Annotated in this window: 17 protein-coding genes and 2 tRNA genes; 12 read left to right on the top strand and 7 right to left on the bottom strand. The window is 69.9% G+C overall.

The features are described from left to right. Window positions 1-123 precede the first annotated feature (123 nt). A complete protein-coding gene (gene sph, locus ACWDY5_RS07590) occupies window positions 124-1074 on the bottom strand; it encodes a sphingomyelin phosphodiesterase (protein ID WP_449721453.1) in 951 nt (316 codons plus the stop codon). Between the two features lie 168 nt (window positions 1075-1242). On the opposite strand from sph, the gene ACWDY5_RS07585 reads away from it, so the two are divergent. From ACWDY5_RS07585 to ACWDY5_RS07560, 6 genes are all read left to right on the top strand, one after another. Continuing rightward, complete coding sequence (locus tag ACWDY5_RS07585; protein ID WP_449721452.1) at window positions 1243-1446, top strand: hypothetical protein; 204 nt, start codon at window positions 1243-1245, stop codon at window positions 1444-1446. Then, the gene (locus ACWDY5_RS07580; protein WP_449721451.1) at window positions 1446-1970 is read left to right on the top strand and encodes a GNAT family N-acetyltransferase; all 525 of its coding nucleotides are present in this window, start codon (window positions 1446-1448) and stop codon (window positions 1968-1970) included. Before ACWDY5_RS07585 ends, ACWDY5_RS07580 begins: the two co-directional genes overlap by 1 nt. A gap of 61 nt (window positions 1971-2031) precedes the next feature. Next, window positions 2032-3936, top strand: coding sequence for an SDR family oxidoreductase (locus ACWDY5_RS07575; RefSeq protein ID WP_449721450.1), 1905 nt, complete (start codon window positions 2032-2034; stop codon window positions 3934-3936). A 26-nt stretch (window positions 3937-3962) separates the two neighbouring features. After that, window positions 3963-5597, top strand: coding sequence for an AMP-binding protein (locus ACWDY5_RS07570; protein WP_449721449.1), 1635 nt, complete (start codon window positions 3963-3965; stop codon window positions 5595-5597). Between the two features lie 248 nt (window positions 5598-5845). Further along, entirely contained in the window at window positions 5846-6367 is a 522-nt protein-coding gene (locus ACWDY5_RS07565; RefSeq protein ID WP_449721448.1) for a PH domain-containing protein, read from the top strand. Then, window positions 6364-7974, top strand: coding sequence for a PH domain-containing protein (locus ACWDY5_RS07560; protein ID WP_449721447.1), 1611 nt, complete (start codon window positions 6364-6366; stop codon window positions 7972-7974). The genes ACWDY5_RS07565 and ACWDY5_RS07560 overlap by 4 nt, the downstream gene beginning before the upstream one ends. Here ACWDY5_RS07560 and ACWDY5_RS07555 read toward each other — a convergent pair. Further along, complete coding sequence (locus ACWDY5_RS07555) at window positions 7971-9482, bottom strand: helicase HerA-like domain-containing protein (protein WP_449721446.1); 1512 nt, start codon at window positions 9480-9482, stop codon at window positions 7971-7973. The two genes, ACWDY5_RS07560 and ACWDY5_RS07555, sit on opposite strands and share 4 nt — an antisense overlap. Window positions 9483-9599: 117 nt before the next feature. Here ACWDY5_RS07555 and orn point away from each other — a divergent pair, with 117 nt between their 5' ends. Then, window positions 9600-10220: an oligoribonuclease gene (gene orn, locus ACWDY5_RS07550; protein WP_449721445.1), complete on the top strand. Its 621-nt coding sequence runs from the start codon at window positions 9600-9602 to the stop codon at window positions 10218-10220. Window positions 10221-10286: 66 nt separating this feature from the next. Beyond that, window positions 10287-10359: transfer RNA gene (locus ACWDY5_RS07545), tRNA-His, on the top strand. A gap of 196 nt (window positions 10360-10555) precedes the next feature. On the opposite strand, the gene ACWDY5_RS07540 is transcribed toward ACWDY5_RS07545, so the two are convergent. Beyond that, window positions 10556-11773, bottom strand: a complete 1218-nt coding sequence (locus ACWDY5_RS07540; protein ID WP_449721444.1) for a L,D-transpeptidase — start codon at window positions 11771-11773, stop codon at window positions 10556-10558. A 296-nt stretch (window positions 11774-12069) separates the two neighbouring features. Here ACWDY5_RS07540 and ACWDY5_RS07535 point away from each other — a divergent pair. Then, window positions 12070-12142: transfer RNA gene (locus ACWDY5_RS07535), tRNA-Lys, on the top strand. 691 nt (window positions 12143-12833) lie between these two features. Here ACWDY5_RS07535 and ACWDY5_RS07530 read toward each other — a convergent pair. From ACWDY5_RS07530 to ACWDY5_RS07520, 3 genes are all read right to left on the bottom strand, one after another. Beyond that, window positions 12834-13865 carry an SGNH/GDSL hydrolase family protein gene (locus ACWDY5_RS07530; RefSeq protein ID WP_449721443.1) on the bottom strand — a complete coding sequence of 344 codons (1032 nt, stop codon included), beginning with the start codon at window positions 13863-13865 and terminating at the stop codon, window positions 12834-12836. A gap of 284 nt (window positions 13866-14149) precedes the next feature. Continuing rightward, window positions 14150-14650, bottom strand: a complete 501-nt coding sequence (locus ACWDY5_RS07525) for an anthrone oxygenase family protein (RefSeq protein ID WP_449721442.1) — start codon at window positions 14648-14650, stop codon at window positions 14150-14152. A gap of 53 nt (window positions 14651-14703) precedes the next feature. Then, the gene (locus ACWDY5_RS07520) at window positions 14704-16212 is read right to left on the bottom strand and encodes an amidohydrolase family protein (RefSeq protein ID WP_449721441.1); all 1509 of its coding nucleotides are present in this window, start codon (window positions 16210-16212) and stop codon (window positions 14704-14706) included. Between the two features lie 25 nt (window positions 16213-16237). Here ACWDY5_RS07520 and ACWDY5_RS07515 point away from each other — a divergent pair, with 25 nt between their 5' ends. From ACWDY5_RS07515 to ACWDY5_RS07505, 3 genes are all read left to right on the top strand, one after another. Beyond that, window positions 16238-16870 (top strand): TetR/AcrR family transcriptional regulator, encoded by a 633-nt coding sequence (locus tag ACWDY5_RS07515; RefSeq protein ID WP_449721440.1) that lies wholly within the window; start codon window positions 16238-16240, stop codon window positions 16868-16870. A gap of 593 nt (window positions 16871-17463) precedes the next feature. Beyond that, entirely contained in the window at window positions 17464-18333 is an 870-nt protein-coding gene (locus ACWDY5_RS07510) for an AraC family transcriptional regulator (RefSeq protein ID WP_449721439.1), read from the top strand. Between the two features lie 100 nt (window positions 18334-18433). Further along, window positions 18434-19597, top strand: a complete 1164-nt coding sequence (locus tag ACWDY5_RS07505) for a serine/threonine-protein kinase (RefSeq protein WP_449721438.1) — start codon at window positions 18434-18436, stop codon at window positions 19595-19597. A gap of 9 nt (window positions 19598-19606) precedes the next feature. Here ACWDY5_RS07505 and ACWDY5_RS07500 read toward each other — a convergent pair whose 3' ends face one another. After that, on the bottom strand, window positions 19607-21781 hold the full coding sequence (locus tag ACWDY5_RS07500) for a type I polyketide synthase (RefSeq protein WP_449721437.1): 2175 nt from the start codon (window positions 21779-21781) through the stop codon (window positions 19607-19609). Window positions 21782-21800: the final 19 nt, after the last annotated feature.

Genomic DNA, 21800 nt, shown 5'->3' with positions numbered 1-21800 from the left:
TGAGCGTCTGCTCGCTGGGATGTGGTTAGTTTTCTCCAGGTTGACGGGCATGGGGAACCTCAAGACTTCGGACAGGTTTTCGAAAAGCCAGCCCGCCGCGAGTCCGTCGCTGGTTCTTGGTCGCTAGCTCCCTGTGGCGAACACCGGGTAGTGGTCGGAGTAGTCGGTGTACGTGTGCTCCTTGCCCCACGACTTCACTGTCCACTTAGGAGAGTGGATCGCGCGGGTCTCGTTGACCCAGTTCGCCGGACCCCGGTGGCCCTTCACCAGGAGGATGTAGTCGAGTTGCTGCCGAGGCCCGGTCGCGTCCCGGTCCTTGGCGATGGAGTTGGTCTGCGGGTCGTAGGAGTACGGGTGGCCGGTGTGCGCCGGGGCGTTGGCGTTGAGGGTCGCCAGGGCCGCTGCGTGCTCCGGGGTGCCCAGGACCACGTTCAGGTCACCCGCGACGATCACCGGTTCGCTTGCCGGGAAGTTGCGCTCCCGGATGTACGCGGCCAGCTCGGTCAGCTGGCCCGCGCGGATTTCCGGGGCCTTGCCGTTGCAGCCGCCGTCGTCGGCCTGCAAATGAGTGCCGAGCACATGTACCGGACCGCCGGGTGAGTTGATCCTCGCGTAGGCGAAGCCCTTGGCGGAGAAGGCGTCGGTGCCGCATTTCGGCTTGTAGACGTGCTGGACCCGTTCCGTGATCGGCCAGCGGCTGAGGATGGCCACGCCGCCGTCCTCGGGGTACAGGTCGGTGTAGTCGCCTCGGGTGGTGTCCCAGCCTGTCTTGCTGCGGCCTACCACGGGGGTGCGGTGGGGGTAGGTGTCGGACAGGTTGGTGAACAGGCGCTCGGAGGAGGAGTTGTCGAAGGCTTCCTGGAGGACGACCACGTCTTGTCCGGCCAGGACGCCCTGGCTGTCGATGAGGTCGGCGCGCTGGTCCTGGCCCCAACTGGGGTAGATCAACTTGGAGAAGAGGAAGACGTTGTGGCTGGCGATCCTGGGGAACGGCTGCTCGGCCTGCGCGGTGGGGGTCAGCGCTCCGGTGACGCCCAGGACCAGCAGGAACGTGAGTAGCGTTCGGGTTCGCATGGGCACCAAGAATGAGCGAGCTGGGTCACCCTGTCGATACCTCTATCGGTCAAGTGGGCGAACGGAGTAAGAAACCTGCGCGAAGGTGCGTCACGAAGCGCGACCCGAGACGTCCCGGTTCCGCGAGCGTCCTTGGACGTGAGACGGCAAGGCTGGAGGTCGGGGGCCGTGGTTGTCCGACGGGAGTGGCAGGTGTGGTGCCGGGATGTGGCTGGGCGGAGACGTGAGCTGACCGTCTTCGTCAAGCAGGGCTCGGTCGTGATCGTCGCGCCACCTGGCGAAGCTGCTGTGCTGGAGCCACTGGAGGTGGGACGGTTACGGGCCGCCCTACGCGAGGCGGCCATCTACGCGGCGGTGACTACGGAGCAGTGATGACAGAGACCTGGGGGACCCTGACCGTGCGGCGCGGCACGGTCAGGGACGCGGACACGATGCTGGCGCTCTTCGACGACGCCGTGCGCTGGCTGACCGAACGCGGCCGCACCGGTCAATGGGGCACCGCCCCCTTCTCCGCCATCCCGCAGCGCGTCCAGCAGGTCCGCGGCTGGGCCGAGGCCGGCGCGCTGCGGGTGGCCGAGCGGGACGGGCTGACCCTGGCGGTGAGCTCGGTCGGCCCCGCCCCCGCCTACGTCTCCCCCGCCACCGAACCCGAGCTGTACGTGATGGGCCTGGTCGGCCGCCGGACCCCGGACGCCAGGGGCGCGGGGGCCGCGCTGCTGGCACACGCGCGGGCCGAGGCCGTCCAACTCGGACTGAAGAAGGTTCGGGTGGACTGCTGGGCAGGCGGCGGTGGGGCACTGGTCCAGTACTACGTGCGGGCCGGGTTTACGCCGGTGGAATCGGTTCAGGTGGAGGCTTGGCGTGGCCAGGTGCTGGAACTCCGCGTGGACCAATGAGCAACTGGGACTAGCTACTCGCGAGTAGGTAGTGTCAGAATCACCGCCAAGGGAGGTGGCGGTGAGCACCTACTTCGTGACCGGGGCTACCGGGTTCCTTGGCAGTGCGCTGGTCGAGCGGCTACTCGCCCGCGAGACCTGCGACCGGGTATATGTGCTGGTCAGACCGGCGTCACAGGACAAGCTCGACCGGATCGCGGCCCGCTGGCCGCGGCGGGAGCTGGTCATGCCGGTGCTCGGCGACCTGGCCGAGGACGGACTCGGCCTCGGCGACATGGACCGCAGGCGGCTGGCCGGCGGGATCGACCACCTGCTGCACCTGGGCGCGGTCTACGACCTCACCGCCACCGAGGAGCACAACAGCGCGGTCAACGTGGACGGCACCCAGCGCGTGGTCGACCTGGCCGCCGAGCTCGGGGTGTCCTGGCTGCACCACGTGTCCTCGGTGGCCGTGGCCGGCGAGCACCGCGGCGTGTTCACCGAACAGGACTTCGACCTGGGCCAGCGGTTCGCCTCGCCGTACCACGCGACCAAGTTCGCCGCCGAGCAGATCGTGCGCTCCCAGCACGCGGTGCCGTGGCGGATCTACCGGCCCGCGGTGGTGGTCGGCGACTCCCGGACCGGGGAGATCGACAAGGTGGACGGGCCGTACTTCTTCTTCCCCACCTTCGCCCGTCTCGCCAAGCTGCCCAGCCGGTTGCCGCTGGTCGGCGCGGACCTCGGCGCGACCAACGTGGTGCCGGTGGACTACGTGGTGGACGCCATCGACCACCTCGCGCACGCCGCGCACCCGCCCGGCCGGACCTTCCACCTGACCTCGCCGCGCCCGCAGCCGATCACCGAGGTCTACAACGCCTTCGCCGCGGTCGCGGGCGCGCCAACGATGGCGTTCTCGCTGCCCGGTCCGCTGTCCGCGCCACTGCGCGCGCTCAGCGACCGTGGCCTGCGCGCGCTCAGCCGCGCCGCCGAACGCGTCCCCGGCGCGAAACTGGTGTTCGAGCGGCTCGGCGTGCCGGCGGAAGCGCTGCCGCACCTGACCCTGACCGCCACCTTCGACAGCACCGCCACCCAGGGCGCGCTGGCCGGCAGCGGCCTGCGGGTGCCCGAGCTCCGCGAGTACGCGGACACGCTCTGGCGGTACTGGTCGGAGCACCTCGACCCGGACCGGGCCCGCCGTCCCCGGTCCGGGGGCGCGCTCGGCGGGCGCACCGTGATGATCACCGGCGCCTCCTCCGGCATCGGCCGGGCCACCGCGCTCGCGGTCGCCCGGCACGGCGGCATCCCGCTGCTGGTGGCCCGGCGCGCGGAGGAGCTGGCGCAGGTGCGCGAGGAGATCACCTCGGCCGGGGGCACCGCGTTCACCTACCCCTGCGACCTCACCGACGCCGAGGCGGTGCGGGCCATGCTCAAGGACGTGCTCGCCCAGCACGAGGCGGTGGACATGCTGGTCAACAACGCCGGGCGGTCGATCCGCCGCTCGCTGCTGCGCTCCACCGACCGGCAGCACGACTTCGAGCGGACCATGGCGATCAACTACCACGCCCCGGTCCGGCTCATCCTCGGCCTGCTGCCGCACATGACCGCCCGCCGGTTCGGCCACATCGTCAACATCTCCACCCAGGGCACCCAGGTCGGCACCCCGCGCTTCGCCGCCTACCTGGCCTCCAAGGCCGCGCTGGACGCCTTCACCAGGGTGGCCGGCGCGGAGGCGCACGGCAACGGGATCACCTTCACCACCGTGCACATGCCGCTGGTGCGCACCCCCATGATCGAACCGACCAAGGTCTACCGGCGGCTGCCGGCGGCCTCCCCGGAACAGGCCGCCAACCTCGTGCTGAAAGCGCTGATCAAGCGGCCCACCAGGATCTCCCTGCCGGTGGGCACGCTCGGCGCCACCTCCTACGCCATTGCCCCCAAGGCGGTGGACCGGGTGATGAACGTGATCTATCGCCTGGGCGCCGTCTGAACAGCACGCTGCCGAAGGAGTTGAGCGTGACCACCGTGGTCGCCACCGCCCGCCGACTACTCGGTCAATGCGGCACCAGCCTGCTCGGCCTGCTGGTGCTGGCCCGCACCGGAATCGTCATGCCGGTCCGCCCCGACCGGCTCTACCAGATGGCGCGCGCGCTGCGCCGCTGGTCGCTGACCCTGCCCGGCGGCTACGCGGTCGGCGCCTGCCGCCACCCGGACGCCCCCGCGATCATCGACGAGCTGGGCACCCTGACCTGGGCCGAGGTGGACACCCGCAGCACCAGGCTGGCGCACGGCCTGGCCGGGCTCGGCCTGGCCACCGGCGACAAGCTGGCCGTGCTCTGCCGCAACCACCGCGGCCTGGTCGAGTCCATGGTCGCCGCGGGCAAGCTCGGCGTGCACCTGGTGCTGCTCAACACCGGCGCGTCCGCGGCCCAGGTCGGCGCGGTGCTCAAGGAAGAGGGCATCAACCTGGTGGTGGCCGACGCGGAGTTCCGCCCGCTGCTGGCCAAGGCCCCGCGCGGGGTGCGCAGGGTGACCGCGTGGCCGGATGAGAAGACCCGCAGCGAGACGATCGAGTCGCTGATCGAGTCCTCCCCCGCCACCGAGCTGCCGGTGCCCTCGGCGCACGGCCGGGTCATCGTGCTCACCTCCGGCACCACCGGCACGCCCAAGGGCGCGCGCAGGCCCGAGGTGCACGGCCTGTTCTCCGCGGCCACCCTGCTGTCCCGGATCCCGCTGCGCTACGGGCAGCGGCTGCTGGTGGCCGCGCCCATGTTCCACACCTGGGGCCTGGCCGCCCTGCAGCTCGGCCTGCTGCTGGGCTGTCCCCTTGTGCTGCACCGCCGGTTCGACCCGGAGTCCACAGTGGAGGCTCTGGAGAAGGAGCAGTGCGCGGTGCTGTTCGCGGTTCCGGTGATGCTGCAACGCATCCTGGAGCTGCCGCGGGAGGTGCTGCGCAAGTACCACCCGGCACAGCTGAAGATCGTCGCCTCCAGCGGCTCCGCGCTGCCCGGCGAGCTCGCGGTGGAGTTCCAGCGCCAGTTCGGGCCGGTGCTCTACAACCTCTACGGCTCCACCGAGGTCTCCTGGGTCAGCGTGGCCACCCCGGCCGAGCTGACCGCCGCCCCGGCCACCGCGGGCAAACCGCCGCTGGGCACCCGGCTGGCGATCCTGGACGAGTCGGGAAACCCGGTGCCGCGCGGGGGCACCGGACGGATCTTCGTGGCCAACGGGCTGCTCTTCGACGGCTACACCAACGGCAAGTCCAAAGAGGTCCGCGACGGCATGATGTGCACCGGCGACGTCGGCTACCTGGACCCGGCAGGCCGGTTGTTCGTCGCGGGCCGGGACGACGACATGATCGTCTCCGGCGGCGAGAACGTGTACCCGCGCGAGGTGGAGGACCTGCTGGCCCGGCAGCCGCAGGTGCGCGAGGCGGCCGTGCTCGGCGTGCCGGACCGCGAGTTCGGCCAGCGGCTGGCCGCCTACGTGGTGCTCGACGAGGAGGCCGACCTGGACGCCGAGGCGGTGCGCGAGCTGGTCAAGGCCAACCTGGCCCGGCACTGCGTGCCACGGGACGTGGTGTTCCTGGAAGCCTTGCCGCGCAACGCCACCGGCAAGGTGCTCAAGCGCGAGCTGCCCCGCCCGAGCTGACCCACCCCCGCCCGCGGTGACCCCCGGCACACCGGGCAGACTGGAGTTGATCAAGGACTCCGGTCGGTCCGGCTTTGCCGGGTCGACGCCCCCCGAGGCCCGGGGACCGGCCGGTTGGCGCGGCAGGGTGATCCCCCGAACACACACCACCCTGTCGCGCCCCACCAAAGTCGAGCCCGGCGTCACCAAAGTCGGGCACCGCGCCGAACGCATGGCATCGCCCCCTCAACTGGGGCACAGTTGCCCCTGTGAACGTGGCATCAACTCCGAACACCCGTGATCGCCTCCAGCTCCGGCTGCGCGAACCGGCCAACCAGGTCAGCCCGCAGGCCAAGACCTGGTGGGCGCTGCAGAGCGTGATCGTGTGGGTGTTCGCCCTCATCGCGCTCGTGGTGACCGTCCTGATCTGGGGCGTGACCATCTGGTGGTCGCTGGCCGCGGCGCTGGTCGTGGTCTGGGCGGCCCTTGACCTGATCTTCGTGCCCCGGCTGCGGTACCGCTGGAACCGCTGGGAGACCACCGACCAGGCCGTCTACACCCAGACCGGCTGGTTCTCCAGGGAATGGCGGATCGCGCCGCTGTCCAGGGTGCAGACCGTGGACACCGAGCGCGGGCCGCTGCAACGGGCGCTCGGCCTGTCCACGGTGACCGTGACCACCGCCTCGGCCGCGGGCGCGCTCAAGATCGAGGGGCTGGACAAGGACGTGGCCGCCGCGCTGGTCGACCAGTTGGTGGCGATCACCGAGGCCACCCCCGGTGACGCGACATGAGCCACGAGGCACGTCCGTCCGAAGTGGACGGATTCCCGGTCGCGCCGGAGGCCCCGGACGCGGTGCAGGTGGAGCAGGACTGGCAGCGGTTGCACAAGCGCACCGTGGTGGTCGCGCCGCTCTCGCAGATCGCGAGCCTGCTCGGGATCGCCTTCCTGCTGCTGGTGGTGCGCGGGTTCTCCGGGCTGCGGCCCTGGGAGATGGGCATCGGCATCGCGGCCGCGGTGGCGCTGATCGTCTTCGGCGTGCTGCGCTGGTACACCACCCGCTACCGGGTCACCGCGACGCACGTCGAGCTGCACGCCGGCCTGGTCTTCCGCAAGGAGCGCTCGGTGGCGCGGGACCGGCTGCGCACCGTGGACGCCACCGCGGACATCTTCCACCGGATCTTCGGCCTGTCCGTGGTCAAGATCGGCACCGGCCGCCAGGACCAGGGCACCGAGGACGAGCTGTCCCTGGACGCCATCGACAACGCCGAGGCCGAACGGCTGCGCGCGCTGCTGCTGCGCAGGCTGCCCGCACGGGTGGCCAGCACCGAGGCACTGCCGCCGGTGCGCGCGGACGGCACCGTGGCCGACGCGGTGGTGACCGATCCGGAGACCGGCCAGCCGGAGCGGGTGCTCTCCCAGCTGGACCCGAAGTGGCTGCGCTACGCGCCGTTCACCCTGTTCGGCCTGATCGCGGTCGGCGCGCTGGGCGCGGCGGGCGCCTGGCTGGCCCGCACCCTGGACATCGACGTGCGGCACCTGCCCGCGCTGGAAGCCCTGCTGAACTGGGTCCGGCACACCCCGATCGCGCTGGTCGTCGCGGCCGCGCTGGGCGTGCTGCTGGTGCTGGCGGTGCTCGGCTCGCTGGTCGTCTACGTGCTCTCCTACTGGAACTACAAGCTCACCCGCCGCGAGGACGGCACCCTGCACGTGGCCTACGGCCTGCTCACCCTGCGCTCGGTGACCATCGAGGAGAACCGGGTCAAGGGCGTGGAGCTGCACGAGCAGCTGCTGCTCCGGCAGGTCGGGGCGGCCACGGTGAAGGCGGTGGCCACCGGCCTTGGCACCGGCGAGGACAGCGGCATGCTGCTGCCGCCCGCGCCGGTCACCGAGGCGCACCGGGTGACCGCCGAGGTGCTCGAGGTCGAGCCCGCGCCGACCCAGACCCCGCTGCGCAAGCACCCTCGGGCCGCGCTGCGCCGGTTGCTGCTGTGGGACTTCATCGTGCTGCCGCTGATCATCGGCACCCTGGCCGTGCTGGCCTGGCAGGACGTGCTGCCGACGTGGCCGTGGGTGGCCGCGCTGGCGCTGATCCCGATCGTGCTGCTGATCAGCTGGGACGAGTACCGCAACCTCGGCCACGCGCTGACGGAGAAGTACCTCATCAGCCGGTCCGGTTCGGTGGTGCGCACCACGGTGGTGCTGCAACGCACCGGGATCATCGGCTGGAAGATCCGGCAGAGCCTGCTGCAACGGCGGGCAGGGCTGCTCACCGTGGGCGCGACCAGCGCCACCGGGGCCGGGCTGTACGAGGTGCAGTACGTGGACCAGACCGACGGGCTGGCGCTGGCCGAGGACGCGGTGCCGGAGCTGCTGACCCCGTTCCTGGAACGCGGCTAGCGCCGGCGCCGGGCGGTGCCGAACACGCCTCTGGTGATCTCCCGGCCCAGCGCGCTGGCCGCGGAGCGCAGGAAGGACTTCACCGCGGAGTTGCCGAGCACCTGCTCGACCAGGCCGGGCTCGGCCTTCGCCGGTGGCTCCTCCCCGGGCTGCTCGGCTTCGGCGCCGGAGACTTTCGCGGTGAGCTTCTCGTAGGCGGACTCGCGGTCGATGGACTCGGCGTAGCGGGCGTGCAGCTCGCTGTCCCTGGCCGCCTGGCCGATCGCCTCCGGCCCGATGGTGTCCATCAGCGAACGCGGCGGGCGCAGCCGGGTCCAGGCCACCGGGGTCGGCGCGCCGCGCTCGGAGAGCACGGTGACGATCGCCTCGCCGATGCCCAGCGAGGTCAGCGCCTCGCCCAGGTCGTAGTGCGGGGTGCGCGGGTAGGTCTTCACGGTCTGCGCGAGGGCCTTGGCGTCCTCCGGGGTGAAGGCGCGCAGGGCGTGCTGGATCCGCGCGCCGAGCTGGGAGAGCACCGGGTTCGGCAGGTCGGTGGGCAGCTGGGTGCAGAAGAACACCCCGACGCCCTTGGACCGGATCAGCTTCACCGTCTGGGTGATCCGCTCCACGAAGGCCTTGGACGCGCCGTCGAAGAGCAGGTGCGCCTCGTCGAAGAAGAACACCAGCTTGGGTTTGTCCAGGTCACCCTCTTCCGGTAGGTGCTCGAACAGCTCGGCGAGCAGCCACATGAGGAAGGTGGAGAACAGGGCTGGCTTGGTCTGCAGGTCGCCGACTTCCAGGAGGTTGACCACGGCCCGGCCGTCCTGCTGGCGCATCAGGTCGGCGACGTCGAGCTCGGGTTCGCCGAAGAAGGTGTCGCCGCCCTGGGACTCCAGGTTCACCAGTGCGCGCAGGATCACCCCGGCGGTGGAGCTGGAGACGCCGCCGATGCCGGAGAGGTCGGCTTTGCCCTCCTCGCTGGTCAGGTGCTGGATGACCGAGCGCAGGTCCTTGATGTCGAGCAGCGCCAGGCCTTGCGAGTCGGCCCAGTGGAAGATCAGGCCGAGGGTGGACTCCTGGGTCTCGTTGAGGCCGAGGACCTTGCTGAGCAGGAGCGGGCCGAAGCCGGTGATGGTGGCTCTGACCGGGACGCCGAGGCCGGATGAGCCGAGGGAGAGGAACTGGACGGGGCAGGCGGTGGGTTGCCAGTCGTCGGCCAGTTCGGTGGCGCGTTCTTGCAGTTTGTCGCTGTGCTCGCCGGGCCGGGCGAGACCGGACAGGTCGCCCTTGATGTCGGCCATCAGGACCGGCACGCCGGCGGCGGAGAGCTGCTCGGCGATCAACTGGAGGGTCTTGGTCTTGCCGGTGCCGGTCGCCCCCGCGACCAGGCCGTGCCGGTTCAAGGTGGCCAAGGGCAAGCGGACGCGGGCATCCGGGGTCGCGGCGCCGCCGATGACCACCGCGCCCAGCTCCAGCGCGGCGCCCGCCGAGGCGTACCCGGCGGCGATCTCGTGTGCCTGCTCGGCCATGCCGACCTCCATCAGCCCGTGCGGATACCCGCCGATCGAGCGTAAGACGGAAAAACGCCGCCGACCTGCTGTGCGCCACGGGAGTGTGACGCGCCGACGCGGGATAGGCTCACCCGGGTGACAGAACGTCTAGTGTGGATCGACTGCGAGATGACCGGGCTGGACCTCAGCAAGGACGCCCTCATCGAGATTGCCGCTTTGGTCACCGACGCGGACCTCAACATCCTCGGTGACGGGGTGGACATCGTGATCCACGCCGCGGACGAGGTGCTCGACAGCATGCCGGACATCGTGCGCGACATGCACGCGCGCTCCGGCCTCACCGACGAGGTCCGCCGCTCCACGGTGACCCTGGCCGACGCCGAACGGCAGGTGCTGGACTACATCAAGGAGTACGTGCCCGAAGTGCGCTCCGCGCCGCTGGCCGGCAACTCCATCGCCACCGACCGCGGCTTCATCGCCAGGGACATGCATCTGCTCGACGCCCACCTGCACTACCGCATGGTCGACGTCTCCAGCATCAAGGAGCTCGCCCGCCGCTGGTACCCCAAGGTCTACTACGGCCAGCCGGCCAAGGGCCTGGCCCACCGCGCCCTCGCCGACATCCGCGAGTCGATCACCGAACTCGCCTACTACCGCCGCACCGTCTTCGTCCCCCAGCCCGGCCCCACCACCGAACAGACCCTCGCCGCCGCCCGCGCCCTCGGCACCCACCGCCCCAAGAAGGCAGCCGATTAGAATCTTGTGGCACCGGCACGCTAGTATGTCTCCGTACCGCTCACCGGCACCGGTGAGCAGCACATGGTGGGTGTAGCTCAGCTGGTAGAGCACTCGGTTGTGGTCCGAGATGTCGCGGGTTCAAGTCCCGTCACTCACCCGCTCTGGAGGCCCCTCTCTCGCGCTTCGCTTGAGAGGGGCTTTCGCGTTTTCGTATCCACACCGGGGGCCGAGCCCCCGGACCCCCACGGTGCGGGCGGTGCTGAACCAGCGGGGTTGGGTTGAGATGTCGGTCACTCCTCCAACGCGAAGGGCCCCGCGGTTGCGGGGCCCTTCGTGTTGGTTGTCGTCCTTGGTTACTTCTTGCCGCCCTTGAGCCACTCTTCCCAGGGGACCTGCCAGTCGCCGAAGCCGTCCCAGGGCTGGAGGTTGGGGCCACCGGTGTTGGTGACTACCACGATGTCGCCCTTTTTGGCGTTGTCGTAGAACCACTTGGCGTTGTCGAGGGAGGCGTTGAGGCAGCCGTGGCTCACGTTGCGGTGGCCTTGGTCTCGGACTGACCAGGGGGCGCCGTGGATGAAGATGCCGCCGTTGCTGATGCGGGTGGCCCACTTGACCGGGGTTTTGTAGCCGCCCTGGTCCAGGGAGAGGCCGTAGGTGGTGGAGTCCATCAGCTTGCTGGCGTGGCGTTCGGTGACGACGTGGGTGCCGTTGTTGGAGGGGAAGGCGGGGCGGCCCATGGAGATGGGCATCTCCTTCACGACCTGGCCGTTCACCTTGATGATCATCTGGTGCGACTTGCCATCGGCCTCGGCGATGAACTCGTCGCCGACGGCGACGTCAGCCTTGCGGTCCTCCATGCCGAAGGTGTTGCCGCCCAGGCTCTTGCCGTAGATGGCCGCGTTCACCTTGATCTTGGTGCCGGGCTTCCAGTAGTGCTGCGGGCGCCACCGGACCTCCTTGTCGGAGAACCAGTAGAAGGCGCCCTCGGCCTTGGGCTCGGTGGTGATCTGGATCGCCCGCTCGGCCGCCTTCTTGTCCGGCGGCGGGCTGGAGAAGCCGAACTGCAGCGGCATGCCGACGCCGACGGTCTCGCCGTGCTTCGGGTTGAACACGTTGATGGCGATCTGCTTGCCGGGCTTCACCGTGCTGAACGCCGACTTGGCGGTGGCGTCCTTGCCGTCGGTGCCCTTGCCCGCGGCGGTCAGCGTGTACTTCTTGTCGTAGCCCAGCGCCTCAGTGGAGGTCCACTTGGTCTTGTCGGGCGCGAGCTCGCCCGCGACCTGCTTGCCCTCGGCGTTGACCAGCGAGACCTCGCCGAGCGTGCCGTTGGTGGCCACCACCGTCACCGGCTCACCCGGTGCGACGTTGCCGGCCGCGTCCGCGGGCGTGAGCGCGAAGTTGATCGGCAGCTTGGGCGCAGCCGCCGCAGAGGTGTCGGCCGCCTGCTTCGGCTGCGTCTCCGCGGGCGCGTTGCCCGTGCAACCAGCAACCAGCACGGCTGCCAAGCCCAGCGTCGCCACCAGCAGCGCGCGAGGCGTGCGGCGCACCGCGGGGCTACCGAACACCACCATGGTCAATCCGTCCATTCGAAGTTCAGAGGGGGAGCACAGTGTGCTACACGAAAGCACCCGTACGTGGCGGAACCGCAAGACCTACGGACGTTGAGTCCAGATCGGACGGACCGCACTCTTCTACCCCAAAGGACGCCACGACGGCGCGCTGGGTTGCCCCCGGTCCTTGATCACCCAAAGATCGCCTGAACGGAGTAGTCGCAGGACGATGACCAGCCGATTTCTAGTCTGCGAAACCCCTGTGCTAATGTTCTCCACGTCGGACGGGGAGCCCTCCGGACGACGCGGAAAATCTAGCGCCGCTAGCTCAACTGGCAGAGCAGCTGACTCTTAATCAGCGGGTTCGGGGTTCGAGTCCCTGGCGGCGCACAATACAGAATCGATCCCACCTGCTGATGCGGGTGGGATCGTTTGTTTTAGATTGTCCATAGTGGACTCTTGGTTGCTCCCCTGGTTGCTCGACTGCGGGCGGCCTGCGGAATCCAAGATCATCACGACTGAGGGACGCAGCCATCGAACCGCGTCGCCGTCCGCGTCGGTTTGGCACCGAAGGTTTTGACGAAGATCGTGCGCTCCCAGTAGCGCACTGCCGAACTCGCGAATCCGGACACGTGACTGGAACCCCGGCAAGCGGGCGCCGCCACCGGTAGACCGGGCACCAGTCGTTCCGGGTAAACCGTTGGCCCTCAACGACACCCTTTAAGCCGCCAGCCGTCGCCCAGTCAGTTCCGCAGCGGGGCTCCAAGGGCAACCAGGATCTCTCCCAGTGGAAGCACTCAATTGATCAAGCGCTTCCGCTGGTCAAACCAGGTCCCGTCAAGAGGCTGACACGAGCCCGGAATCGCGATTCCGCAGGTCATCCCAGGTCCGGTTCGTGCCCTACAGGGTGGGCGGATCGGTAGCACGCGTGGCGGGTTGCATGGCGACCCTACGCCGGTGTGTACGTGACGCCGTGGCGCTCGGAACTCGATGACCGCCAGTTGGTCGTTCCCCGTCGAGTCGCGTCAGGCTGGCTACTCCTTGCCTGGGCATGACTGAGCCCCCAGTGCGGGCGGTTGGGTCAGCCGAGGTCGGGGATGTTAACGGCGTCCGCCATCGCGCGGTAGCCCGCGTCGTTGGGGTGCAGGTGGTCGCCGCTGTCGAAGGCGGGGTCGAGCTGGTCCGTGTCGGTGGGCCAAGCGAGTGCGCGGTCAAAGTCGATCACTGCGTCGTACTCGTCGCTGGTTCGGAGCCAGGTGTTGACCTCGTCCCGCTTCGCTTCGCTGAGCGGGGTGTAGTAGCGCGATCCCTTCATCGGCGGCATCGTGCCGCCGATGACCCGCAGCCCCTTGGCGCGGGCTTGGCGGATCAGCTCGCGATGTCCGGCGATGATCTCGGCGGCCGACACCTCGGTGTAGGGGGTGGCGAGGGGTTGGCGTGCCTCGCTCATGCCGATGTCGTTGATGCCTGCCAGCACGATGACCGTGCCGACGCCGGGCTGGTCGAGGACGTCGCGGTGGAATCGGGTGGTGGCCTTGTCGCCGAGCCAGGCGGAGTCGACGGTCATCCGGTTGCCGCCGATGCCCTGGTTGAGCACGGCGCGCGGGTGTCCGGTGGCGGCCAGTCGTTCGGCGAGCTCGTCGGGGTAGCGGTTGTCCGCACCGGGGGTGGATCCGTAGCCGTCGGTGAGCGAGTCTCCGAACAGCACCACCCCGTCCCGGCGGCACGCCGCGCCGATGATGTCGACTCCGTTGAGGTGGTACCAGGACGCGGTGGATTCGGTGAACGCGGTGGCGCGCAGGTCGGCGGTGTGGTCGCCGGTGGCGCGGTAGCTCGTCGTCATCGCCTGGGCGTGGTAGGTCGCGGGTCCGGTCGGCGCGGCGAAGTACAGCGTGACCGTCACCGAGTCCAGCGCCCTGACGGGCAAGGGCACCGGATCGCTCGCGAGTTCGGCTCCGGCCGGAACGGTGAACGTCGAGGCCCCGCCGACGGTCAGGCGACGAACCGATCCGGGCTGTACGGCGGCGCCGCCCGCGTTGCGCGCGACAGTGGCGCCGGTGACGGTCAGTGGGGTGGCCCCGTAGGTGTTGGCCAGGCGGATCCGCACGGCCACGCCGTCGAGACTGACTCGCGCTGACTGGCGCACGGTCTGGCCGGCGAAGCCCTGCTCGGACCAGTTGGGCGTGAAGTTGGCGCTCGGGCGCTGGGGCGAGGCCGACCAGGCTGCGGCCCAGCGGACCACGGTGCTGGGGAGGGCTGTTTCCGCGGGTGCCGCCGAGGCGGCCCCGGTGCCGGCGAGCGCCGTGGCGAGAGCCAGGACCGTGAGTGACGTCAAAGTTCTTACCGGCCGCACGAATGATCTCCTTGCGAGTCTGAAGTGGATTACCGGCGCGGTTGTCACGCCGTTGCGGGAAGCTCGGGCTTGTGGTCGGCGTGCCAGGCGCGGGTTGCGCGGATGGCGATGGTGATGACGAGCACGAACGCGATGAGCGCGGTGAGGGTGCGCACGATGTTGAAGGTCTCCCATCGCTGGAGGTGCGTCGCGTAGTCGGCTGGTGGTGTGGTGACGGCCCAGACCTTGATCCGGCCGTTGATCGGCACGTTGCCGAAGCGGGTGATCAGGAATGACGCCACGGCCAGTGCACCGGCTGCGCCGGCCAGACGCCGTTGCGTGCCGCGGGCCAGGACGGCGAGTGCGAGTGAGCTCAGCGCGGCCAGCGCCATCGTGGTCTGCATGACAGGGCCGTTCATCTGCATGAGTGCCGAGTGGAAGGTCAGGCGCACGTCGAGCGGCACCACGTTGAACGTGGTCGCCACGTTGACCGCGCCGTAGCCGAAAGCGCCGGCGAGCAGGCCGGTGGACAACAGCGCGAGCCCCGTGACCAGTCGGATCGGCATGAAAATCTCCTCGGGTTCGGTTGTGTGGCAATGACTTCGGGGATCGGATGGGTTCAGGACGTGGTGGGATCGGCCGCTGCGGCGGCGATGTCGGCGAGCATTCGGGTGCGTTGTTCCGGGGAGATGACGCGTCCGCGTGTGATCACGGTGTGGATGCGGGTGGTGTTGCGGATGTCGACCAGCGGATCGGCGTCCAGCACCACTAGGTCGGCGAGCTTGCCCTGTTCGACGGTGCCGAGCGTGTCGTCCAGGCCCAGCATGCGTGCCGGTTCGATGGTCGCGGCCCGCAGCGCGTCGAGTGGTGAGAGCCCGGCGCGCACCAGCGAGGCGAGCTCGTCATGCAGGCTGAACCCGGGGATGACGAACGGCATGTCGCCCCCGTCGGTACCGGCGACGACCGGCACGCCGGCTCGGGCCAGCTCGCCCACGAACGCCAGCCGGTGATCGAACAGGGTGTGCCGCTGGGCGGTTTCCTCCGGTGTCCAGCCAGCCTTGACGATGTTCTCCAGCGCCCAGCGCCAGCCTTCGACCACCGCCACCGGCACGTACTTCAGTCGCTCGTCGGCCGGCGCGACCTCCGCCGGCCGGTCCAGCACCCGGTACACCGCGAGGGTGGGGACGATCCGGGTTCGGTTGCGGGCCAGCGTGGCGAACACCGCCGCCGCCTTCCTCGGGCTGTAACTGCCGGCAGCATCCCATTCCAGCCGGTGGATCTCGCGCATCCAGGTGACGTAGTCACTCCGGCCGATCGTCAGCCCGGCGATCCGGGCGCGCAGTTCCTTCTCCCGGGCGGAGGTGTCGTACCAGGTCGAGTACAGGTGCTCGATGCTGTACTGGCCCGCCGCGCTGGCCGTACTGAGCGGGACCGCGTCCGGGCAGTGCCCGGCGAACGGGATCCGCTGTCTACGCGCCTCCTCGGCGATCGCGCGGTGCAGGTCGCCGGGCAGCCGCGAGTACACCTTCACGAAGTCCGCGCCATCCCGTTTGGCTCGCCGGACCGCCCCGCGGGCCTGGTCTTCGGTGGCGACCTCGACGAAGGCCGCCGGGTCACCGATGGTCGGTGCGCCGTCGACGATCCGGCTGGCGATGACCGACCGCGGACCCAGCAACTCGCCGCGGTCAACCCGGTCACGCCACTCGTGCAGCAACGCCGAGCCGGACATCTCCCGAACCGCGGTGACGCCGTTGACCAGGTACAGCGGCGGAGAGATCCGCTCGGCGGGAATGCTGTGCACGTGCGCGTCCCACAATCCGGGGATCACGAACTTCCCGGGTAGGTCCAAGACCTTCGCACCGACCGGCAACTGAACCGAGTCGCGGCGTCCGACCACGACAATGCGCTCCTCGTGGATGAGCACGGTCATATCGCGCCTGGACGGGCGCCCGGTGACGTCGACGACCGTGACACCAGTCAGCGCGAGAACGCGTTCCCCCGACGCCGCCGCGGCCCAACCCGCGGGCACCGCCGCAGCCGCCGCCCCGGCGGCCGCCATGACCGCACCCGCCCGGAGCACATCACGACGACCAACCCCTCTCGTTAAATCTGACATGCTGTCAAACATAAAGGCTCTTGCTAATCTTGACAACGTGTCCGAGATAACGACTCCCCGGCGTCGGCGGCGCCGCTCCGACGCCGACCGCAGCGCCGGCGCGATCCTGTTGGCCGCGAAGGAGATCCTGGCCGCCCAACCCAACGCGAGCGTCGAGGACATCGCCGGCGCGGCCGGGGTGAGCCGACAGACCGTCTACGCCCACTTCAAGACCCGCGAGGCACTCATCGGCGCGGTGATCGATGTGATCACCGGCGAGGCGGTTGCCGAAATGGATGCCGCACGCCTGGACGAGGGCCCGGCGGCCGACGCGTTGTTCCGCCTGCTCGACGCGAGCTGGCGAACGCTTCAGCGCTACCCGCTACTGCTGAGCATCGCCACCACGGCCGACGTCGAAGCGGACCACGCCCGCCACCAACCGGTGGTCGACCACCTCGACCGGCTGCTCACCCGAGGCCGGCGATCGGGCGAGTTCACCACCGACGTCCCCACCCCGTGGCTCGCGACCGCCGTCGTCACACTCGGCCACGCCGCGGGGGACGCGGTGAACGCGGGAAGGATGACGCTGCCGGACGCCACCGAAGCGCTCGCCAGGAGCGTCCTGCGTGTCTGCGGCGTCAACCCGGCCACGATCACCGACCTCGTTTCAGGTTCCGAGTCCAGGACCTGATCAGCCACGTGGCGACACGGACAGTCGGGCGGGGCAAGACACTCCCCCGGAGTCGTCAATAGCACGGAGACAGTACGAAACAGCCCTCAACCACCAACCTGCCGATACGAAACCGCCGTTCAGCCCAGGTCCATCCTTTTGTGATCCCCCCAGGGCACCAAACATGCGCAAGCCTCCGCTCCACGCTGCGGGTCGCTCCGTGGTCGCTCCGTGGTCGCTCCGCTGCGGAAAATGTGCCAACAACATGCGCCATCCACCGACACGCCCAACTTGACGCGACCTGCGGAAACGACATGCGATGAACCCGCGCGACATCAGGCGATACGGCTCCACGCTGACTCTTAATCAGCGGGTTCGGGGTTCGAGTCCCTGGCGGCGCACATATACAGAATCAATCCCATCTGCATCAGCAGGTGGGATTGTTCTTTTTGGATCGTCCACAGTGGATCCCACATTGACGATGGCTCTCAGCACCCGCATCGTGGCATGGGAGCGCGTCCGCTTCGCGTCAGTCCCGGAATGATCGGATCGGTTCGCTGCGGTCGGGCGCGGGCGGGGTGCCTGCGGGCAGGGTTGGCGGTGAAGGAGGGCTCATGATCTCGGCGCTCAACCGGCTCGTCGATCTTGTCGAGGAGCGCCTGGGCGAGGAGTCCGACGTCGACGGGCTGGCCAGGGCGTTCGGCACGACCGGGTATCACCTGCGGCGGATGTTCTCGTCGCTGGCGGGCATGCCGTTGTCGGAGTACGTGCGCCGGCGCCGCATGACCGTGGCCGCGGCCGACGTTGTCCGGGGCGAGGACGACCTGCTGAGCATCGCCGTCCGGCACGGGTACGGCTCGACCGAGGCGTTCGGACGCGCGTTCCGGGCGGTCCACGGCGCCGGTCCCGGTGACGTCCGCCGGGACGGAGGTCCCCTTCGCACACAACCACAGCTCAGGTTCCGCCTGACCGTCGAAGGGACGATCCCCATGGACACCCGCATCGTCGACCGCTCCGCGTTCCGGCTCGTCGGACACGCCATCCGCGTCCCGCTCATCCACCACGGGATCAACCCGCACATCCAGCAGCACATCGCCGCCCTGCCGCAGGAGGAGCACCTCCGGCTCAAAGCCCTCGGCGACACCGAGCCGGCGGGCTTGCTTCAGGTCTGCGACGACCTCGGCCCCGATGCCACCGAGGGCAGCGACCTGACCTACCTGCACGGGGTCGCCGTCTCCCCGGACACACCGGTCCCCGATGACCTCGACGGCATTGAGGTGCCTGCGGGCAGGTGGGCGGTCTTCCGCACCGCCGGTCCGTACCCGCAGGCGTTGCAGACGACCTGGGCCGCGACCGCGACCGAGTGGTTCCCGTCCAACCCGTGGCGCCTGCGACCGGGCCCGTCGATCGTCACGGTCCTCGACCGCGCGGCGGACTTCAGCACCGCGACCTGCGAGCTGTGGCTGCCCGTCGAACCGGCGTGACGGACTCCCTGGCGGCGGCCTCGCGGCTTCGGCATGGTTGTGGTTTGTGGTTGTTGGCCGCCGGGCACTCCAACATGTCCTGGTGGGCGGTGGAGGTGCGGTGGTGTCGGTGCCGTGTGGCGAGGAGCTGGTGGCGGGGCGGTACCGGCTGGGCGAGTGCCTGGGCACCGGGGGCACGGCGGAGGTTCGGCGGGCCTACGACACGGTGCTGGACCGCCTTGTCGCGATCAAGCTGTTCCGGCCGGGGTGGGACGTTGCGGCTGGTCGCCGCTTTGACAACGAGGTCCGGACCCTGGCGGGGCTGTCCCATCGCGGGCTGGTCTGCGTGCACGACGCGGGGACCAGCGACGGGGTGATGTTCCTGGTGTTGCAGCTTGTCGAGGGGGACACGCTGCGCGATCGCATCGCGGACGGGCCGCTGCCGGCGGACGTGGTGCGTGGGCTGGGGGCGCAGGTTGCCGAGGCGCTGGCGTACGTGCATGACCGGGATGTGGTTCATCGCGACATCAAGCCGTCGAACATCCTTTTTGACGGTGCGGGCAATGCTCACCTCGCCGACTTCGGCTTGGCCTATCTGTTGGGCAGCACCCGGTTGACCCGGGCCGACGAGATCGTGGGCACGGTTGCCTATCTGGCCCCGGAACAGGTTCGCGGTACCGAGGTCGCGCCGCCTGCTGACATCTACGCCCTGGGTTTGGTGTTGCTGGAATGTCTGACCGGGCGGCAGGAGTACCAGGGTGGCGAGGCGGAGGCGGCCGTTGCCCGGCTGCACCGCGCGCCCGCCATTCCCGAGGACCTGCCTGCGGACTTGGCCCAGCTGCTGTTGACGATGACGTCGCTGACGCCGAAGCGGCGGCCCAGCGCGCTCGCCTGTGCGCGGGTCCTGCGCGGTGAGCAGGTCGCCGGTCCCACCCTTCCGGTCGACGTGGCGGAGGTCGGGGCGAAGCGGACGCCGGTGTTCTCCCGGCCCGCGCTGCTCACCGGCGCGGCCGCGCTGCTCGGCGTGATCGGCGTCGTCTGGGGTGCCACCGGTGGGTCCGGATCGGACAGCTCAGCCCCTCCCCCGGCGACGGGCACCAGCACCGCCTCGCTCACCACCGCGCCGGCGCCGCCGCCCGCCACGTCGACGGTTCCCACCCCCTCCGCGCCGCCGCCGGTGGTCACCGTCGGGCAGAGCGGAACCACGACCGTCCTCGACAGACCTGGGAAGAAAGCCAAGAGCGGCAAGGACAAGGCTCCGGGGCAGGGGAAGAAGAAGGGCTGATCCGGTGGCTCAGCCTCCTTGGGGCATGAGGGTGGCGAGTTGGTCGGTGAGGTGGGTCAGGGGGCGGTTGTCGGCGGCTGCGGCGGTGAGGAGTTCGCGCAGGTGGGCGATGGCGGCCAGGACCGGTGCGTCCGGGTCTGGTTCGGGGATGTCGAGCTGGGTGAGCAGGTGGGTGGCGAGCTCGGTCGCGGAGGGGTGGTCGAAGGCGACCGTGGTGGGCAGGCGCAGGGTGGTGGCGGTGTTGAGGCGATTGCGGAGCTCGACTGAGGTGAGCGAGTCCAGGCCCAGGTCGTCGAAGGACTGGTCGGGGGTGATGTCCTCGGTGGAGTCGTGGCCCAGGACGGCGGCCAGGTGGGTGCGGACCAGGTCGATGAGCAGGTGTTCGCGGGCGGGAGCGGGGAGCGGGAGCAGGCGTTCGGTGAGGGTGGTTTCGGTGTGGGGCTTGGACTCGGGGGTGTGGCGGCGGGGTGTGGCGGTGACCAGGCCGCGGTAGAGGGCGGGGAGGGGGTCGGGGCTGGTTTGCAGGGTGGACTCGTTGAGGGGGGCGGTGATCACCAGTGGTTCGCCGAGGGTTTGGGCGGAGTCGTAGAGGGCCAGGCCGGTTTCCGGAGTGATGGGGATGAGGCCGCCGCGGGTCATGCGGTCGAGGTCGGTTTGGCTCAGGTGCGCGGTCATGCCACTGGCTTGCGCCCACAGGCCCCAGGCGAGGCTGGTGGCGGGCAGGCCTTCTTGGTGGCGGTGCTGGGCCAGGGCGTCCAGGAAGGTGTTGGCGGCGGCGTAGTTGGCCTGGCCCGGGGTGCCGGTGACACCGGCGATGGAGGAGAACAGCACGAAGGAGGTGAGGTCCAGGTGCTGGGTCAGCTCGTGCAGGTGCCAGGCGGCGTTCACCTTGGGGCGCAACACGTTGGTCAGCTGGGCCGGGGTCAGCGCGGTGAGCACGCCGTCGTCCAGCAGGCCCGCGGCGTGCACCACGTCGGTGAGTGGGCGGCTGGGCGGGATGGTGGCGAGCAGGGCGGTCAGGTCGGCTCGGTTGGCGGTGTCGCACGCGGTGATGGTGACCTCCGCGCCCAGGTCGCGGAGCTCGGTGGCGAGGTCTGCGGCACCGGGGGCGTTCAGGCCGCTGCGGCTGGTCAGGAGCAGGTGGATGCCGGGGTGGCGGGTGGCCAGGTGGCGGGCTACCAGTGCGCCCAGGGTGCCGGTGCCGCCGGTGATCAGGACCGTGTGGTGGGTGGTGGGCGGGATGGTCAGGACCACCTTGCCGACGCCCTTGGCCTGGGCCAGGAAGCGGAATGCCTCCTTGGCGCGGCGGATGTCCCAGGTGGTCAGCGGGGAGGGTTGCAGCACGCCCTTGTCGAACAGGACGAGCACCTCGGCGAGGATGTCGCGCAGGCGTTCCGGGTCGGCGCCGGGGAAGTCCGGTTCGGGGCGGGCCAGGGTGGTCAGGTCGAAGACGCGGTAGGTCACGCCGGGGTGCGCGGCCTCGACTTCGGCGGGCTCGCGGATGTCGGTCTTGCCCATTTCCAGGAAGCGTCCGCCGGGGTTGAGCAGCGCCAGCGAGGCGTCGATGAACTCCTCGGCCAGTGAGTTGAGCACCACGTCCACGCCGGTGCGGAACCGGTCGCGGAACTCCAGGGTGCGGGAGTTGGCGATGCGGTCAGCAGGCAAACCCATGGCGCGCAAGGTGTTCCACTTGGCGGGGCTGGCGGTGGCGTAGACCTCGGCACCCAGGTGGCGGGCCAGTTGCAGGGCGGCCATGCCGACCCCGCCTGCCGCGGCGTGGATCAGCACCGACTCGCCCGGCTGCAGCCTGCCCAGGTCGACCAGGCCGTAGTAGGCGGTCAGGTAGACCATGGGGACGGCGGCGGCTTGGGCGAAGGTCCAGCCCTCGGGCATGAGGGCCAGCAGTCGGCGGTCGGCGACGGCCTCGGGGCCGAACGCGCCGTTGAAGTAGCCCATGACCCGGTCGCCCGGCGCCAGGTCGGTGACCCCTGGGCCGGTCTCGATGACCACGCCCGCGCCCTCCGCGCCCATGGTCACGTTCCGCTCCGGCACCATGCCCAGGGCGATCAGCACGTCGCGGAAGTTCAGGCCCGCGGCGCGCACCGCGATCCGGACCTGGCCTGCGCCAAGGGGTTCCGGGCCGTGCTCCATCAGTGCGAGGTCGTCGGGGGCGGTGTGCGCCACCGGGACCAGCCGCCAGTGG

It is taken from the genome of Crossiella sp. NPDC003009 (genome assembly GCF_053591555.1).
Note: the sequence above shows the minus strand (reverse complement) of the source record. Positions and strands in the feature narration are given on the sequence as shown.